The organism is Pseudomonas sp. GW822-FHT04C11, from assembly GCF_058800905.1.
In genome coordinates this window covers 366,690-382,459 of the sequence record NZ_JBXAMS010000001.1, presented here as the reverse complement: position 1 = coordinate 382,459, position 15,770 = coordinate 366,690, and the positions used below count along the sequence as shown (strand labels likewise).

Here is a 15,770-nt window from a genome sequence, read left to right as displayed (position 1 = left end):
AAAAATATATGACTGCTCTTGCGCAAAACGCACTGTTCACGCCCAGTTGGCACGCCGAGCTGGAGCTCGGCTACGCCCGCTTCGGCGACAGCACGCGCCCGGTCCTGCGTCGCCACAAAGGCCCGCTGCGGGTGCAAAAACACCTGTACGCCGAAGGCCCCGAAGTGTGCCAGCACATCATCGTCCACCCGCCCGGCGGTATTGCCGGTGGTGATCGGCTGGACATCACGGCCTGCGTCGGTGCCGACGCCTGGGCGCAGTTGACCAGCCCCGGCGCCGCCAAGTGGTATCGCGCCGCCGGGCCAGCCTATCAACGGCTCGACTTGAACGTCGCCGCCGGTGCCACGCTGGAATGGCTGCCGCAGGAAACCATCGTGTTCAGCGCCGCCCAGGCTGAGCTCAGCACTTCGATTGAACTGCAAGGTGACGCCCGGCTGTTCTATTGGGACGTGGTGGCGCTGGGTCGCCCCGCCAGCGGCGAACGTTTCGAGCTCGGGCACTTTCAGTCACAGCTGGAAATCCGCCGCGACGGCCAGTTGCTCTGGCACGAACGCCAGCGCATTGTCGGGAATGACGGCTTGCTTGATTCGCCGATAGGGCTGGATGGCCAGCCGGTGTTTGCGACGTTGCTGGTGACGGGTGAAATCGATAGCGATTTACTGGAGACCTGTCGCTCGCTGCCCAATGACGTGCGCGGGGATCTGACGCAACTGCCGGGGCTGTTAGTCGCCCGTTGCCTGGCCAGTGAAGCGTTGCTGGCGCGAGGCTGGCTGATTGATTTGTGGAAGTTGCTGCGCCCGGCCCTGCTCGGCCGCGAAGCAGTCCCCCCCAGAATCTGGAGCACCTGAACACACATACCTGTAGGAGCAAGGCTTGCCCGCGATGGGGGCCGCGCGGTTCGACTGGAAGACCGCGTAATCGTTCATCGCGGGCAAGCCTTGCTCCTACAGATCGAGTGAATTTTTAACTGCCCAATACGGATTTTTAACGATGGACCTGACCCCACGCGAAAAAGACAAGCTGCTGATCTTCACCGCCGGCCTGGTCGCTGAGCGGCGTTTGGCCCGTGGCGTGAAACTCAACTACCCGGAAGCGATGGCCTACATCTCCGCGGCGCTGCTCGAAGGCGCGCGTGACGGCCAGACGGTCGCCGAACTGATGCACTACGGCACCACCCTGCTGAACCGCGAGCAAGTGATGGAAGGCATCCCGGAAATGATCCCGGAGATCCAGGTCGAGGCGACCTTTCCCGACGGCACCAAACTGGTCACCGTCCACCAACCCATCGTCTGAGGCTGCGCCATGACTTATCACATTCGTGATGCCGTATACGCCGACCTGCCGGCGATCCGCGACATCTACAACGACGCTGTCCTCAATACGACCGCGATCTGGAACGAACAGGCCGTCGACCTCGCTAACCGCCAGGCCTGGTTCAGCACCCGGCAATCCCAGGGCTACCCTGTGCTGGTGATTGTCGACGCCGACAACAGCGTGCTCGGTTATGCCTCATTCGGCGACTGGCGGCCGTTCGACGGTTTCCGCCATACCGTCGAACATTCGGTGTACGTGCGCAGCGATCAGCGCGGCAACGGCCTCGGCCCACAGCTGATGGACGTACTGATCGAACGCGCCAGGGACTGCAATAAACACGTGATGGTCGCCGCCATCGAAAGCGCTAACGCCGCCTCGATTCGCCTGCACGAACGGGTCGGTTTCATCACCACCGGGCACATGCCGCAAGTCGGTACCAAGTTCGGCCGTTGGCTCGACCTGACCTTCATGCAGCTGATCCTCAATCCGGGCGCGGAGCCGCCCGTCGCCAACAAGGAGTGATATGTCATGAACACTGCCCAACTGCGACGCGTGAACACCGAAAGCTTTGCGCACTACCGTCAGGGCTTGATCGATTTGCTGTTTGACGCCGTGCAGCACGGCGCCTCGATCGGCTTCATGGCCGACCTTGATGATGCCCAGGCCCGCGCCTACATCAACAGTGTCCAGGCCGGGCTCGAGGACGGCAGTCTGTTGCTGTGGGTAGTGGTTCACGATGAAAAGGTCCTGGCCAGCGTGCAACTGGCCCTGTGCCAGAAAGCCAACGGCCGCAATCGCGCCGAAGTGCAAAAGCTGCAGGTGCGCCATGACACGCGGCGACGCGGCCTGGCGCAACAACTGATGAATGCTGTGGAGCTTGCTGCGCGCCAGCACAAACGTGGCCTGCTGTACCTCGACACCGAAGCCGGCTCAGCGGCCGAAGCGTTCTATCAGTCCCTGGGCTACATCCGTGTCGGCGAGTTGCCCAACTACTGCCAAAGCCCGGACGGTCGCTACACCCCGACCGCCATCTACTACAAGACTCTGGGACAACCCGAATGATTCCTGGCGAATATCAGATCAAGCAAGGCGACATCGAGCTCAACGCTGGCCGTCGCACCCTGAGCCTGACCGTGGCCAACAGCGGTGACCGGCCGATTCAGGTCGGTTCGCACTACCACTTTTTCGAAACCAACGACGCCCTGACGTTCGACCGTGCCGCCAGCCGTGGCATGCGCCTGAACATCCCGGCCGGCACCGCCGTGCGCTTCGAACCGGGGCAGAGCCGCGAGGTCGAGCTGGTGGACCTGGCCGGGCATCGCCGGGTGTTCGGGTTCGCCGGCAGGATCATGGGCGACCTCGACTAACATCTGCGGAGCGCCCAAAAGATCGCAGCCTCGCGTTGCTCGACAGCTCCTACAGGGGCCGAGAGCAGCCAGAAAGTTGCGTGAACACCTGGGCCGAGAGCAGCCGGAAATTTGTGTGAACACCCGTAGGAGCTGTCGAGCAGCGCGAGGCTGCGATAGCGAGCTACGCGAGCGATCCCAAACCCAATTGAATCCCAAGGCATGCGCATGAAGATTTCAAGACAAGCCTACGCCGACATGTTCGGCCCCACCGTCGGTGACAAGGTTCGCCTGGCCGACACCGAGCTGTGGATCGAAGTCGAAAAAGACTTCACCACCTACGGTGAAGAAGTGAAGTTCGGCGGCGGCAAAGTGATCCGCGATGGCCAGGGTCAGAGCCAGTTACTGGCCGCCGAAGTGGTCGACACGCTGATCACCAACGCGCTGATCATCGACCATTGGGGGATCGTCAAAGCCGACGTCGGCCTCAAGGATGGGCGCATTGCGGCCATCGGCAAAGCCGGTAACCCGGACGTCCAGCCGAACGTCACCATCGCGGTCGGCGCCAGCACCGAAGTGATCGCCGGCGAGGGGATGATCCTCACGGCGGGCGGTGTCGACACGCACATCCACTTCATCTGCCCGCAGCAGATCGAAGAAGCATTGATGAGCGGCGTCACCACCATGATCGGCGGCGGTACGGGACCGGCGACGGGCACCAACGCCACCACCTGCACCTCCGGCCCTTGGCACTTGGCGCGGATGCTACAAGCGGCGGATGCCTTCCCGATGAACATCGGCCTCACGGGCAAGGGCAACGCCAGCCTGCCGGAGCCGCTGATCGAACAGGTCAAGGCCGGGGCTATCGGCCTCAAGCTGCACGAGGACTGGGGCACCACGCCGGCGAGCATCGACAACTGCCTGAACGTCGCCGACCAGTTCGACGTACAGGTGGCGATCCACACCGACACCCTGAACGAGTCGGGTTTCGTCGAAACCACCCTCGCCGCGTTCAAGGGGCGGACCATCCACACTTACCACACTGAAGGAGCCGGTGGCGGCCACGCGCCGGACATCATCAAGGCCTGCGGTTTCGCCAACGTGCTGCCGAGCTCGACCAACCCGACCCGGCCATTCACCCGCAACACCATCGACGAACACCTCGACATGCTGATGGTCTGTCACCACCTGGACCCGAGCATTGCCGAGGACGTGGCCTTCGCCGAAAGCCGTATCCGCCGCGAGACGATTGCAGCCGAAGACATCCTTCACGACCTCGGCGCATTCTCGATGATCAGCTCCGACAGCCAGGCCATGGGCCGCGTCGGTGAAGTCATCACCCGCACCTGGCAGACCGCCGACAAGATGAAAAAACAGCGTGGCGCACTGGCAGGTGATGGCGAGGGCAACGATAACTTCCGTGTCAAACGCTACATCGCCAAGTACACCATCAACCCGGCCATCACTCACGGCATCAGCCATGAAGTGGGCTCGATCGAAGTGGGTAAATGGGCCGACCTGGTGCTCTGGCGCCCGGCATTTTTCGGGGTCAAACCGACGCTGATCCTCAAGGGCGGCGCGATTGCGGCCAGTCTGATGGGTGACGCCAACGCTTCGATTCCGACGCCGCAACCGGTGCATTACCGCCCGATGTTTGCCAGCTACGGCGGCTCGCTACATGCCACCAGCCTGACGTTTATCAGCCAGGCTGCGCAGGAGGCAGGTCTGCCTGAGGCGCTGGGTTTAAAGAAGAAAATCGCAGTGGTCAAAGGGTGCCGCGAGGTACAGAAAACTGATCTGATCCACAACGATTACCTGCCGAAGATCGACGTCGATCCGCAGACCTATCAGGTCAAGGCTGACGGCGTACTGCTGTGGTGCGAACCGGCGGATGTGTTGCCGATGGCCCAGCGGTATTTTCTGTTTTGATTTCCAGTCAGGCATAAAAAACCCGGCACGAAGGGCGTCAATCTTCGTGCCGGGATGGCTGTAATGTCAGGTCAATCAGTTGCTCGGTTCAACCGTAAAGGGTATCTCCACCCTTTACAGCTTCGCCCGATCCATCGCCTGTTGGGTCAGGGTTTTGAGCAGTGTCTTCATTTCGTTATAGATCAAGTCCAGCTCGGCGGAATAGGCCTCGTGAGTCATGATCTGTCCTGGGGCAATCCCGCTTTCCGGTTTGCCCAGCTCTGCGGCGAGTACCCTCAGCTCCTCTTTCAGGCCGGCCTTTGCCTCAAGCGAAAGATCCTGTTCGGTCGCGCGCTTATCAAGCGCCATGAAAAACTCCGTCGTTGCATCGATTCGACGCCTGAACACCTTGAACGCGCGACGATTCGAGCCCTGGACGTAAGACGCCCAAAATGGCTGTTCAACGATGGAATCACGCAGCAAATCGCCGGCCTCCAGATCCAATACCCGCCGATAGGCATCTTCGATCATCTCAGACGTGACGCCCGTGTGCGTGCGGAACTGCAGATCACGGGATTGCCAAGGCAGATCCAGTCGCTCGGCCAGGTCCGTCATGTAGCCCAGATGTACCTGGACCTCATCGATGCTCCCCGAAACATCGCCATTGGCATCGATCACCATGTATCGTTCACCGCCCGCCAGTCGTTTGGCGACCACTTGGTGGGCAATCCGGCTCAACTCATCCAGACGGGATTTGCCTCTGGCAAGCTGCACCAGTTCAGCCTCCACCAGGCTTGGACTCCCCAGCGCATAAGCTTCGTGGATCAGCACCTCCACACCCATTGAATTGAACAACTGGGCCCCGGCATCCACACAGTTGGTAGCCTCGTCCCTGCCCATGACAAAAAGGTTGCGCCGCAACTCACTGTCCTTGGACATCGCATCCAGCATTCGCCAGACCTTGCTCGTCATGTCCACTCTGAATGCGTTGTCGTTCTGGAAATGGCTGGACTCAGTGAGCTTCCTGATCTTATTGAAAAAAGGCTCCGAACCGAATTCGTCCTCCACGCTGTTCCATATCTCCTGTTTGGCGACCCAATCTCGTCGCGTCAGGCCTGCCTCCCAATCAAGGCTGTCGCGCACACCACGAGGCGGATACGGACGATCGGGGTCCAGGCCGACGGACCTGATGTAGTTTCTGAGCGTGTTCAGAGTATCGGCCGACATCCACTGCCGTTCCCGGCTCACTACCGTCCGAGCCAACATCTCCGCCCCGACAGAGCCGGGCGTAGCCCGAGGGATGACCGTCAGTTCATTGCGCTGAAGATTCAAGTAAAAATGCCGGAATCGGGATTGAGAAAACAATCCGTCCGGCCAGGTATCAATACCCGTCTCACCCAGCAATACCGTATGCAGCAGGCGCATGCCGCCGATATCCGGCACTCGACCCAACGGGTTTCCCTGAAGATCCAGACTTTGAAGCCGGGTAAGCCATCTCAAATACGTAGCGCCCTGCGCATCCAGCACTATCCGGTTATCGCCGAGGAACAACTCCGTCAGCCCTACCATTCGTCCCACCGAAGGAGGAAATTGCGTGAGCCGGTTGCGGGTGAGATTCAGCGAACGCAGGCGCGGAAAATGATCAAGAAAGGTGACGTGTGCGTCGGTCATCTCAGTGCCCAGCAAGTTCAGGCTGGTCACGTGCTGAAAATCGGCTTCCAGAGGGGGCATGGTTCCCAAGTGTCGACCCATGGGCATATTTGAGAGGTCAAGCAATGTCCCCAGATTCTCTAAAGTGTCCACATCCCTGGGCCCGGTTTGCTGCCAGCACTGACGAATGGCCTTGTAAAGTGAGTTTCTTGACTGCCATTCGGCAACGCCGGCAGGGCTGAACCTGTACGCTTCGGTCGGCGAATTCAGCCAGCGCTGGAAGTTGGTATTGAGGCGGTTGAATTCCGCTTCCAGCGCGCTGGCCCGCAGCTCCGGGTCAGCCTCATCGCCTGCACCGTCCAGATAAGCCTGGGCTTGCTCCTCCGTCCAGCCCGGCCGCACGCTCCTGACGCGTTCCTGCAACGTCAGGCGTCCGGTGAGCCGTCGAATGCCTTGAGGAAGTGGCATTCCACCGAGCAGCTTCATCGTCTCGGGATCATAGGCAGGCTTGCGCAGTGGGCTGTCCGCCAGCATCGGGCGCAGTTGGTCACGCGCCAATGGTGCATTTTGAACGGTGTGCTTGAGTGTCGCGCCTTGATTGATTTCAAAACCCAGTGCTTTGCGTTCAGCGTCAGGCAGGGCATGCAATACCGAAGAAAACAGGTCATCCGCGCCGTGCAGATGGTTGTCCTCGGCATCCCGCACTTCATAACCGTTCTCCGTGCTGACCAGGACTTTGCGCAGATCCGCTTCTTCTGGGCCAATGCTGTCGCGCAGACGGCCAGTGAAAGAATGCTCGCGAATCTCGATGCGCACCTCCTGCGGCCAGTTCGGCAAGCTTTCCAGGCTATGCAGTGCCAGTTTTTCCGTATCCGGCGCCTGCAGTGAATCAAGGAACAGCCCTTCATAGGCACGCGCCAGACGCACCTCCAGCGAGGCGGCGCGCGCCTGCTGCCTGAGGTGCAAGCCAATACGCTTTTGCTCGGCCAGCACTCGCAAGTCAGCCGGATCAGCGGCGCTCAGTAGCTCCTCTGCCATGTTGGCGGGCAATTGCGCAAAGGTGTCCTGAAGCGTCCTGGCGTCGGCAATGTTTGACTGGGCGTTCTCAGGCAGTTTCCCCGTTTCCGACCACGCCTTGAACCGGTTGAGGGTGTCGACCAGCAACGCGGGCGGCGCTTCGTTTTCGACATGCAGCCGACGCAACACATCTTCTTCGATACCACTGGTGATACGGATGCGTTCAAGCATTGCATCATCGAACGCTTCTGACTTCGCCCCCAGCCCACGCATGAGCTCGGCCGAGGTCCACTCGACAGGGCGGTCGAGTTCGGTGTGCCAGGTACCGGCGCCATCGTGGTCAAGCTTTGGCTGGTAAGCTGCGGGCCGGTCCGGATGCAGCATCCTTGGCTCGCCGGTCAGTGGATCGTCCTGCACCGCGAAGTATTTGCCGTCGCGCGGCAGCAATTCCTTATCGCCGTGCGCGTGAAGGCCTCGCTCGTTGGGCGTCGAGTCGGAACTCAAACTGACTTGATGCTCATACGGGCTCAAGTCCGGGTTCCAGAGGCGGTTGGTGCCGTCAGCGAGTACGACCGGCTTCAACTGGTCGACAAATGCCGAAGGCTTGATCGCGGCCGCTGCGCCCGTCGGCAACACATGCCCTGCTCCCATGATTGCCAGCTGGGCCGCATTGATCAGGACGCCGGTCAACAATGCCGCCGCTTCGTCCTTGTCGCCCTTGCTCCAGTCTTCGATGCCCTCCATGGTTTCAAGCAGCATTTGCCCGATCATGATGCCAAGCATGGCTTCTCCCAGGCCCGGCACCAGCATCGCGCCGAAGTTGAATACGTTCCAGCCGATGCTTACGTAGCTGCTCAATCGCGCCCAACGGGCGTTGGCATCTTCATCGCCAGTGGGAACGGCAATGTGCCGCGAATCCGCGATGGCCTTATCGCACCGCCATCGGCCGAGCGCCGGCCAGAGCAAACCGTCAATCAGGTTGGTGACCGACTCGGCATCGGGGTTCTCCACCGCAGTCTCTCGCCACCACGGCCCCATGCTCAACGGTTCGCGCTGTTGCCAGGTGAAGGTGCTAAAGCGCTCTTTGACGCGAGTGAAAAACTGTCCTTTGTCTTTTTGCGGTACGAAGCGGCTGAAAAATTGTTGGTAGTCCGAGGAGCGCAACTGGCTCGTCAGCTCCTTCATGAAATCGGTGAAGGATTTATATTCCTTGAGAGGATGCTCAGGATCGTCGGGCACATAAGCGATCAAGGCACCGTCGAGCCGACTTTGATTATCGATATCTTCGCGGCGCAGCATCTCATCGACGGCACCGCTGGGACCGTTGGCAAAAAAGGCTTTGAGAAACTTGAACTGGTCAAATTCCTGCCCGGGCAAAATGAGCAGTTTGCGTGCCCAATCCATCATTATTCGTTGATGTGTCGGCTCCAGGGCGTCGTAAATCTTTTTGATTTTCGTTGGATCTGCCACGGCACTGAACAACACGATACCCGACAGTTTCACGCCCATCAGGGACAGTCGATGAGGCTGTAACGGGCGCTTGCCCATCGTGATGTTTGTCTGGTTGTCCCGCAGTTGCTGCAACTTGCCGTACGCATAAGAAGTGATATCGCCCTTCAAATATGCAATCAGCGCCGACTCATTGAACGCAGCTTTTTCGGTCCCGATGAAGTGTTGCTCAAGTGAGGCCTTTGCACCTGCCGCCGCAGGGGCCAGCAACCCTGTGATGTGCCGCTGATACTGCGCACCGAGATCCAGCTCCCGACAAAGGCTCGCAAAACTTTCGATGGTCAACGAATGACGTTGCAGCTCACCTTCAGCATCGGTGGTGAAAATTCCCGAGCCATCGCGAAAGGCGCCGGCACGGGTTTCAGCGTCCTCAAAGTTATGCAGCGCAGCCTCCAGCAACGTTGACTCCCTGAGCCGGCTGGCATTGTTGTCGATGCCAAACCCCAACAGGGCTGGCACGTAAAGCCGAACCGTCGTGGCCCGCACATCCAGTTCCAGGCTCAGCTTTTCTTGCAGGGCCTGAATGAGCAAGGGCTCTGCGAACTCGTTGATGTCCTTTTTCAGATCACCCAGCGTGTCATCCAGATTGCCTTGCAATCGCCAGCGCTCGTTGCCGAGTTCCTTGAGGTATTGACGGTCAATGGCGCTTGCCTTGACGTACCACTCAGGGAAATCGACTGCCTGGGTTGCCGTCGCTACACGTTTAGACAGAGTAGGGCTTTTTATAAGCGCTGGAACGTTGGTTGCCAGGTAACTCAAATACCGATTGTCGCCTGCCGGATTATTGGCAGAAATATCCGACACAGATCCTTCTGATGATTCATTCATTTTCGCAACTGTCCCTGTGCGTTCATAAGAACGACCAGCTTATTCAATACCTCAGATAACAAAAGATTAAATAACTGCTGTAAAACCAGCATAAACGCCCAATAACATTAAACTTCAGAACCTGAAAAACAATTAAATACCACCCCGACAACCGCAGTGGCTGATCCTGCTCGTCAACGGTAGTTTTGACCCGGTCTTAAAGGCGCTAAAATGCGAGACCGTCAAGCGCTTACTGCGTGGAGCCTTCGACCATGCGTCTATCCGAATTCATCGTGACTCACGTCGAGCGTATCGTCGACGAATGGGAGCTGTTCGCCCGAACCATAGCCCCCGACCCTGATTCCATGGACCGGACGCTCCTGCGCGACCACGCCACATTGATCCTGCTGGCCGCTTCCCGCGACATGAAGACCGCCCAGACCGGCCTCGAACAAGCGGCCAAGGCCAGGGGCGAAGGCCCGGAAAAAACACCAAGCCTGGACAAGGCCGCGGCCAGTCATGGCGAGCTTCGGCATAACGTGGGGTTTGATCTGGTGCAGATGACCTCTGAGTTCCGGCATTTGCGGGCCAGCGTGATTCGCCTGTGGGTCAACAGCCTGGAGTCGCCGGACGTGGTGTACATGCAGGACATGATCCGTTTCAACGAAGCCATCGACGAAGCCCTGGCCGAGTCCACCGCAGCGTACGCCGAGCAGGTCAATCGTTCACGGGACATCTTCCTGGCCATTCTGGGCCATGATCTGCGCACCCCCTTGCAGGCTGTGAACATGTCCACCGAGATGCTGCTACGCAAGGCCAAACTGGACAGCGACGCCCAGACCTATGTGACAAGCATCAAGAGCAGTGCCCGGCACATGGCGGCGATGGTCAGCGACTTGCTGGAGCTGGTACGTAGCCGGCTGGGCAGCAGCCTGCCGATCGAACCGGCACCGATGGACCTGGCCGCCGCCGCAAAAGCTGCGCTGGACGAAGCCGGCGCCGGGCAGCCGGACTGCAACTCACAACTGATCGTCGAAGGCGACACCCATGGTATCTGGGACCGCACGCGCCTCAGCCAACTGCTGCAAAACCTTGTCGGTAATGCCTTGCAGCACGGGGCCAATCGACACCCAGTGACGCTGAGAATCATTGGAGAAAAAGATCAGGTGACGCTGACCATGCACAACCATGGCGAGCCGATTCCCGCCGAGGCACTGCCGACGATATTCGACCCACTGGTGCGCAGCGCCAGCGAAGAACTCACCGGCCCCTCTACCAGCCTTGGGCTCGGTTTGTTCATCGTCAAACAGGTGGTGGACGCCCACCAAGGCACGATCGAAGTCAGCTCCAGCGAGGCCGAGGGCACGACGTTCAGCGTAGTGTTGCCGAGAGTGTCGCGGGTGGTTTTGTAGTGGTGGACGTGAGTGAAGACCACGACTGTGGCGAGGGAGCTTGCTCCCGCTCGGCCGCGAAGCGGTCGTAATCCAGCAATCGCTTTCCATCTGAATACTCGCGGCGGCCGATATTAGGGTCGCTACGCCCGAACGCGGACCGACCCGCGGGAGCAAGCTCCCTCGCCACAGAAGCCCCCTCGCCACAGGTTCGGTGTTCGTCCCTTGACCAAGGCTGCTACGAGATGGGGCTATTCGACCAGCAACCGCCCCAACCGCTGCCTGAGCATGCGATTCTCGGCGCGTAGTTGCTGCACTTCTTCAAGCAGGTCGAGCGCCAGGGCGACGCCTTCCCATTCCAGATCCAGGTCACGCCGCAACTTGGCGGCACGCTTGGCGACCGCCAGTTCATAGTCGTTGAAACGCCAATCCTTGGGCTGCGCGCCCTGAGGTTCGAGGATGCCGTGTTCGACGATTTCGATCACGTAGACGTCCGGTAAATCGGTCGCCTCACAGAATTCTGCCATGTCCAGTTGAACGATCAGGGGGTTGCTCATGATTGGCTACTCCTTCTCTTGACTCAAAAATGCTCCCGCGGATTGAAAGCGGCTTTCTTCGCCAGCTCCTGCCACAATGCCTTGACGTCATCGTCGATATGTTTGGGCATTACCGCCTTGAGCTGCACGAACAGGTAACCGCGCTGCCCGGCCTTGTTCAGCAGGCCGTGGCCTTTGGCGCGCATGCGCTGGCCGTTCTGGCTGCCGGCTGGAACTTTCAGGTTGATCTTGCCGGTCAGGGTCGGCACCGCGACCTCTGCACCCAGCGCCAGCTCCCACGGGGCCAGCGGCAAGGTGATGATCAGGTTTTCACCTTCAACGTCGTATTTCGGGTGCGGCGCAAAACGAATGGTCAGGTACAGGTCGCCATTGGCGCCGCCACCGACACCCGGTGCGCCCTGGCCCTTGAGTCGAATGCGCTCACCATCGGTGACACCCGCCGGAATCTTCACGTTCAGGCTTTTGCTGGTATTGCTGACGTGCTGGCCGGCCGCGTTGTACTGAGGCACCTGGAAGCTGACCTTCTTCGATTCGGTCGACAGGGTTTCTTCCAGAAAAACCGGTAATTCCATTTCCACGTCTTGCCCTCGACGACCGGCACTGCGACCAGACTGTCCACCCCCGAAACCCGGGCCACGGTTACCAAAAATCGAACTGAAGAAGTCCGAAAAATCGCCACTGTCCTGACCGCCGCCAAAACCACCCGCACCACCACGCCCCTGCCAACCCGGCGGGCCCTGGAACGGTTGTCCGTGCTGGCCGTATTTGCGCAAGTCGTCGTATTCGGCGCGCTTGTCGGCGCTTTTCAGCGCTTCATAGGCTTCCGAGACATCCTTGAACTTGGCCTCGGCGTCCTTTTCCTTGCTGACGTCAGGGTGGTATTTGCGCGCCAGCTTGCGATAGGCGGCCTTGATTGCCTTATCGTCAGCGGTCGGCTCCACACCGAGAATCTTGTAATAGTCTTTGAAGTCCATCGAGGGAATCACCATCCGTTATCGATATCGCGCAGCCAGGCACAGCATGCACTGATTGGCTGCCGCAGGCTTGACCGATCTCAAGAATCTGATCGGGCAGCACATCTGAAGTTTATCGGCAGCCGGGGCGGATCACTTGATCACAGGGTGGCTGCCACGCCATGTCCGTATGTTTGGGGAACAAGGATAGTCTTTCAAGTGAGCGATGACCTTGAATTTAGCGGATAGTCGGCCTTCGATTCTGCGCCGCTCTGACATACACTGCGCGGCCGTTTTTTAACCGGAACCTGAAAGACATGAAAAACGCATCTCCAGCCCGTGCCTGCGGTATCGACTTTGGCACGTCCAACTCCACTGTCGGCTGGCTGCGCCCTGGCATGGAAACGCTGATCGCGCTGGAGGACGACAAAATCACCCTGCCGTCGGTGGTCTTCTTCAACATGGAAGAACGCCGCCCGGTGTACGGCCGGCTGGCGCTGCACGAGTATCTGGAAGGCTACGAAGGCCGCTTGATGCGCTCGCTCAAAAGCCTGCTGGGCTCCAAGCTGATCAAGCACGACACCAGCGTCCTGGGCACGGCAATGCCGTTCAAGGACCTGCTCGGGCTGTTCATCGGCCAGCTGAAGAAGCGTGCCGAGACCGCCGCCGGTCGAGAATTCGAAGAAGTGGTGCTGGGGCGTCCGGTATTTTTCGTCGATGACGATGAAATGGCCGACCAGGAAGCCGAAAACACCCTGGTGGACGTAGCCCGCGCCATCGGTTTCAAGGACGTCTCGTTCCAGTACGAACCGATTGCCGCAGCGTTCGACTATGAGTCGACCATCGAAAAGGAAGAGCTGGTGCTGATCGTCGACATCGGCGGGGGTACGTCGGACTTCTCCCTGGTGCGCCTGTCGCCTGAGCGACGCGGCCACGACAACCGTCACGACGACATCCTCGCCACCGGCGGCGTGCACATCGGCGGGACCGATTTCGACAAGCAACTGAGCCTGCAGGGCCTGATGCCGTTGTTCGGCTACGGCAGCCGGATGAAAAGTGGCGCCTACATGCCCACCAGCCACCACATGAACCTGGCGACCTGGCACACCATCAACTCGGTGTACTCGCAGAAATCGACCCTGGCGTTGGGCAGCATGCGCTACGACATCGAAGACACCAGCGGTATCGATCGCCTGTTCAAGCTGATCGACCAGCGCGCCGGGCACTGGCTGGCAATGGAAGTGGAAGAAACCAAGATCCAGCTGACCCATGCCGACAGTCGCCACGTACCACTGGACCGGATCGAACCGGGTTTGAGTGTCGAATTGAGCCGGGCGCTATTCGAATCGGCCATCGATAACCTGCTGGAACGGGTGCGCAACAGCGTGAGCCAATTGCTCAACGATGCCAATGTGCGCGTCGACCAGGTGGATACGGTGTTCTTTACCGGTGGTTCGAGCGGGATTCCGGCGCTGCGTAACAGCGTGTCGGCGATGCTGCCGAACGCGCAGCATGTTGAAGGGAACATCTTCGGCAGCATCGGCAGCGGCCTGGCGATCGAGGCGATGAAGCGTTACGGCACCCTGGCCTGACGCAACCCCTGTGGCGAGGGAGCTTGCTCCCGCTGGACTGCGTAGCAGTCCCCTCTTTTTCGGGATAAGGGGCGCTTCGCGGCCCAGCGGGAGCAAGCTCCCTCGCCACAAGTAGATCATCTCAGGATCAAACCATCCCGATCAGCTTCAACTCGCTCTTCAGGTACGCGTAATAAATCGGCCCTGCCACCACCCCCGGCAGGCCGAACGCGGCTTCGAACACCAGCATTGCCAGCAGCAACTCCCAGGACTTGGCACTGATCTGCCCACCGACGATCCGCGCGTTGAGGAAGTATTCCAGCTTGTGGATAAAGATCAGGTAGCCCAGCGCCGCCACCGCAACCCAGATCGACAACGACAAGCCGACGATGGTGATCAGCGTGTTGGACATCAGGTTGCCGATCACCGGCAGCAAGCCCAGCAGGAAGGTCAGCACGATCAGGGTTTTGGTCAACGGCAGCTTGATCCCGAACAGCGGCAGGATCACTGCCAGGAAGATCCCGGTAAAAAAAGTGTTGAGCAGGGAAATCTTGATCTGCGCAAAGACGATATTGCGAAACGCTTGAACCAGCAGGTGCAAACGGTCGAACAGTGCTGCCGCCAGGGGTTTGCGTTGGGTCAGGTCAGGGATGCGCTGCAAAGCGATGATCGCCCCCAGCACCATGCCGATCAGCAACGTGACGAACATGTGCGCGGCGTCTTTGCCGACCAGTTGCAGGTCGCTCAGGTGTTTGCTCAGCCACTCGCCGATGGCCACGCGAAATTCAGCGGCGCTGGCGGGCAGGTAAGCGTCGATGAATGGCGGTAACTGGCCACGCGCCTTGTCGACCACCAGCATGAATTTGTCCAGGGAAGCCCCGGGATTTTCCGCTTCATGCAGCAGAAAACTGATAGCACCGGCAAAAATCAGCGCCAGTACACTGACCACCAGCGTGCCAAGCAAGGCCACGGCCAGCCAGCGTGCACGCCGCCCTTCGATCAGTCGTTGCAACTGCGGGGTGAGCATGTTGACCAGTTCGAACACCAGTAACCCGGCCAGCAGACTGGGCAACAGCCGCAGCGGTATCACCAGCAATAGCCCACCAAAAATGATCACCCAACTGACCAACAGCAACACGTGACGCTGAGAAAACGTTGGCATACAGCCTCAAAACAAACGGCGTTAAAGGATTGGCAGTCTGCCAGCCTTCCGACATTGAAGCGAGCGGATGACTTCACCACTGTAGGAGCAAAGCTTGCTCCTACAGAGGGGCACGGGGAGCGCAGCTTATTTTTTCTTCAGGCAATCGCTCATGAAGGTTTTGCGCGCATCACCTTTAAGCGCCTGTGCGGTAGCGGTGGCGTTGCAGGTTTTCATCTTCTCTTGTTGAGGGGTCATGGGTTTGGCCGCCTCTGCTGCCGGCGCGGCTTTCAGGCAGGTACTCATAAAGGCTTTGCGCTCATCACCCTTGAGGGCTTTCGCGGTGGCGTCGGCATTGCAGGTGGCCATTTTGTTCTGTTGTGCCGTGGCGGCAAAGCCTTGGGAACAGAGCAGCAGACCGATCATCAACAAAGGGATACGCAGCATCTTCATGGAGTTTTCTCCTTGTTACCGCGCCGATGGGCGCGGCCTCGGACGGAGTGTAGACAAATGCCGTTACACCTTCACCTTTCAACTATGACGACCTGCAAAAAAGCCGAAAGCGAGTTATCAGTGACTCGCTCCCGGCTCGAACAACGCTTCAAG

General features: G+C 59.4%; 13 protein-coding genes. 8 read left to right on the top strand and 5 right to left on the bottom strand.

Annotated elements, in window-relative coordinates:
* Positions 1 to 8 precede the first annotated feature (8 nt).
* The 6 genes from AC1RJ3_RS01695 to ureC all read left to right on the top strand — a co-directional run bounded on the left by AC1RJ3_RS01695 (position 9) and on the right by ureC (position 4,589).
* Complete coding sequence (locus AC1RJ3_RS01695; protein WP_347928778.1) at positions 9 to 848, top strand: urease accessory protein UreD; 840 nt, start codon at positions 9 to 11, stop codon at positions 846 to 848.
* Between the two features lie 142 nt (positions 849 to 990).
* Positions 991 to 1,293: an urease subunit gamma gene (gene ureA / locus AC1RJ3_RS01690; RefSeq protein ID WP_019693787.1), complete on the top strand. Its 303-nt coding sequence runs from the start codon at positions 991 to 993 to the stop codon at positions 1,291 to 1,293.
* Positions 1,294 to 1,302: 9 nt separating this feature from the next.
* Positions 1,303 to 1,836 (top strand): GNAT family N-acetyltransferase, encoded by a 534-nt coding sequence (locus AC1RJ3_RS01685; protein WP_493077130.1) that lies wholly within the window; start codon positions 1,303 to 1,305, stop codon positions 1,834 to 1,836.
* A gap of 6 nt (positions 1,837 to 1,842) precedes the next feature.
* Positions 1,843 to 2,376 carry a GNAT family N-acetyltransferase gene (locus tag AC1RJ3_RS01680; RefSeq protein WP_347928776.1) on the top strand — a complete coding sequence of 178 codons (534 nt, stop codon included), beginning with the start codon at positions 1,843 to 1,845 and terminating at the stop codon, positions 2,374 to 2,376.
* The gene (locus AC1RJ3_RS01675; protein ID WP_019693790.1) at positions 2,373 to 2,681 is read left to right on the top strand and encodes an urease subunit beta; all 309 of its coding nucleotides are present in this window, start codon (positions 2,373 to 2,375) and stop codon (positions 2,679 to 2,681) included. Before AC1RJ3_RS01680 ends, AC1RJ3_RS01675 begins: the two co-directional genes overlap by 4 nt.
* A gap of 207 nt (positions 2,682 to 2,888) precedes the next feature.
* Positions 2,889 to 4,589 (top strand): urease subunit alpha, encoded by a 1,701-nt coding sequence (gene ureC / locus AC1RJ3_RS01670; RefSeq protein WP_347928775.1) that lies wholly within the window; start codon positions 2,889 to 2,891, stop codon positions 4,587 to 4,589.
* A gap of 114 nt (positions 4,590 to 4,703) precedes the next feature.
* Here ureC and AC1RJ3_RS01665 read toward each other — a convergent pair whose 3' ends face one another.
* Complete coding sequence (locus AC1RJ3_RS01665; protein WP_493077127.1) at positions 4,704 to 9,572, bottom strand: dermonecrotic toxin domain-containing protein; 4,869 nt, start codon at positions 9,570 to 9,572, stop codon at positions 4,704 to 4,706.
* 251 nt (positions 9,573 to 9,823) lie between these two features.
* On the opposite strand from AC1RJ3_RS01665, the gene AC1RJ3_RS01660 reads away from it, so the two are divergent.
* Entirely contained in the window at positions 9,824 to 10,963 is a 1,140-nt protein-coding gene (locus tag AC1RJ3_RS01660) for a sensor histidine kinase (RefSeq protein ID WP_054595409.1), read from the top strand.
* A gap of 230 nt (positions 10,964 to 11,193) precedes the next feature.
* Here AC1RJ3_RS01660 and AC1RJ3_RS01655 read toward each other — a convergent pair whose 3' ends face one another.
* Entirely contained in the window at positions 11,194 to 11,499 is a 306-nt protein-coding gene (locus AC1RJ3_RS01655) for a chaperone modulator CbpM (RefSeq protein WP_103317015.1), read from the bottom strand.
* 23 nt (positions 11,500 to 11,522) lie between these two features.
* Positions 11,523 to 12,473, bottom strand: coding sequence for a DnaJ C-terminal domain-containing protein (locus AC1RJ3_RS01650; protein WP_054598224.1), 951 nt, complete (start codon positions 12,471 to 12,473; stop codon positions 11,523 to 11,525).
* 296 nt (positions 12,474 to 12,769) lie between these two features.
* Between AC1RJ3_RS01650 and AC1RJ3_RS01645 the strand changes: the two genes are divergently transcribed.
* Positions 12,770 to 14,044 carry an Hsp70 family protein gene (locus tag AC1RJ3_RS01645; RefSeq protein WP_347928773.1) on the top strand — a complete coding sequence of 425 codons (1,275 nt, stop codon included), beginning with the start codon at positions 12,770 to 12,772 and terminating at the stop codon, positions 14,042 to 14,044.
* 127 nt (positions 14,045 to 14,171) lie between these two features.
* Here the strand turns inward: AC1RJ3_RS01645 and AC1RJ3_RS01640 are convergent, their stop codons facing one another.
* Positions 14,172 to 15,185 (bottom strand): AI-2E family transporter, encoded by a 1,014-nt coding sequence (locus AC1RJ3_RS01640; protein ID WP_054595406.1) that lies wholly within the window; start codon positions 15,183 to 15,185, stop codon positions 14,172 to 14,174.
* A gap of 126 nt (positions 15,186 to 15,311) precedes the next feature.
* Positions 15,312 to 15,617 carry a PsiF family protein gene (locus AC1RJ3_RS01635; RefSeq protein WP_019693799.1) on the bottom strand — a complete coding sequence of 102 codons (306 nt, stop codon included), beginning with the start codon at positions 15,615 to 15,617 and terminating at the stop codon, positions 15,312 to 15,314.
* Positions 15,618 to 15,770: the final 153 nt, after the last annotated feature.

Excerpts from the sequence above, each read along its gene's own strand:
- AC1RJ3_RS01695 (WP_347928778.1), top strand. The coding sequence starts at position 9 with ATGACTGCTCTTGCGCAAAACGCACTGTTCACGCCCAGTTGGCACGCC.
- ureA (WP_019693787.1), top strand. The coding sequence starts at position 991 with ATGGACCTGACCCCACGCGAAAAAGACAAGCTGCTGATCTTCACCGCC.
- AC1RJ3_RS01685 (WP_493077130.1), top strand. The coding sequence starts at position 1,303 with ATGACTTATCACATTCGTGATGCCGTATACGCCGACCTGCCGGCGATC.
- AC1RJ3_RS01680 (WP_347928776.1), top strand. The coding sequence starts at position 1,843 with ATGAACACTGCCCAACTGCGACGCGTGAACACCGAAAGCTTTGCGCAC.
- AC1RJ3_RS01675 (WP_019693790.1), top strand. The coding sequence starts at position 2,373 with ATGATTCCTGGCGAATATCAGATCAAGCAAGGCGACATCGAGCTCAAC.
- ureC (WP_347928775.1), top strand. The coding sequence starts at position 2,889 with ATGAAGATTTCAAGACAAGCCTACGCCGACATGTTCGGCCCCACCGTC.
- AC1RJ3_RS01665 (WP_493077127.1), bottom strand. The coding sequence starts at position 9,572 with ATGAATGAATCATCAGAAGGATCTGTGTCGGATATTTCTGCCAATAAT.
- AC1RJ3_RS01660 (WP_054595409.1), top strand. The coding sequence starts at position 9,824 with ATGCGTCTATCCGAATTCATCGTGACTCACGTCGAGCGTATCGTCGAC.
- AC1RJ3_RS01655 (WP_103317015.1), bottom strand. The coding sequence starts at position 11,499 with ATGAGCAACCCCCTGATCGTTCAACTGGACATGGCAGAATTCTGTGAG.
- AC1RJ3_RS01650 (WP_054598224.1), bottom strand. The coding sequence starts at position 12,473 with ATGGACTTCAAAGACTATTACAAGATTCTCGGTGTGGAGCCGACCGCT.
- AC1RJ3_RS01645 (WP_347928773.1), top strand. The coding sequence starts at position 12,770 with ATGAAAAACGCATCTCCAGCCCGTGCCTGCGGTATCGACTTTGGCACG.
- AC1RJ3_RS01640 (WP_054595406.1), bottom strand. The coding sequence starts at position 15,185 with ATGCCAACGTTTTCTCAGCGTCACGTGTTGCTGTTGGTCAGTTGGGTG.
- AC1RJ3_RS01635 (WP_019693799.1), bottom strand. The coding sequence starts at position 15,617 with ATGAAGATGCTGCGTATCCCTTTGTTGATGATCGGTCTGCTGCTCTGT.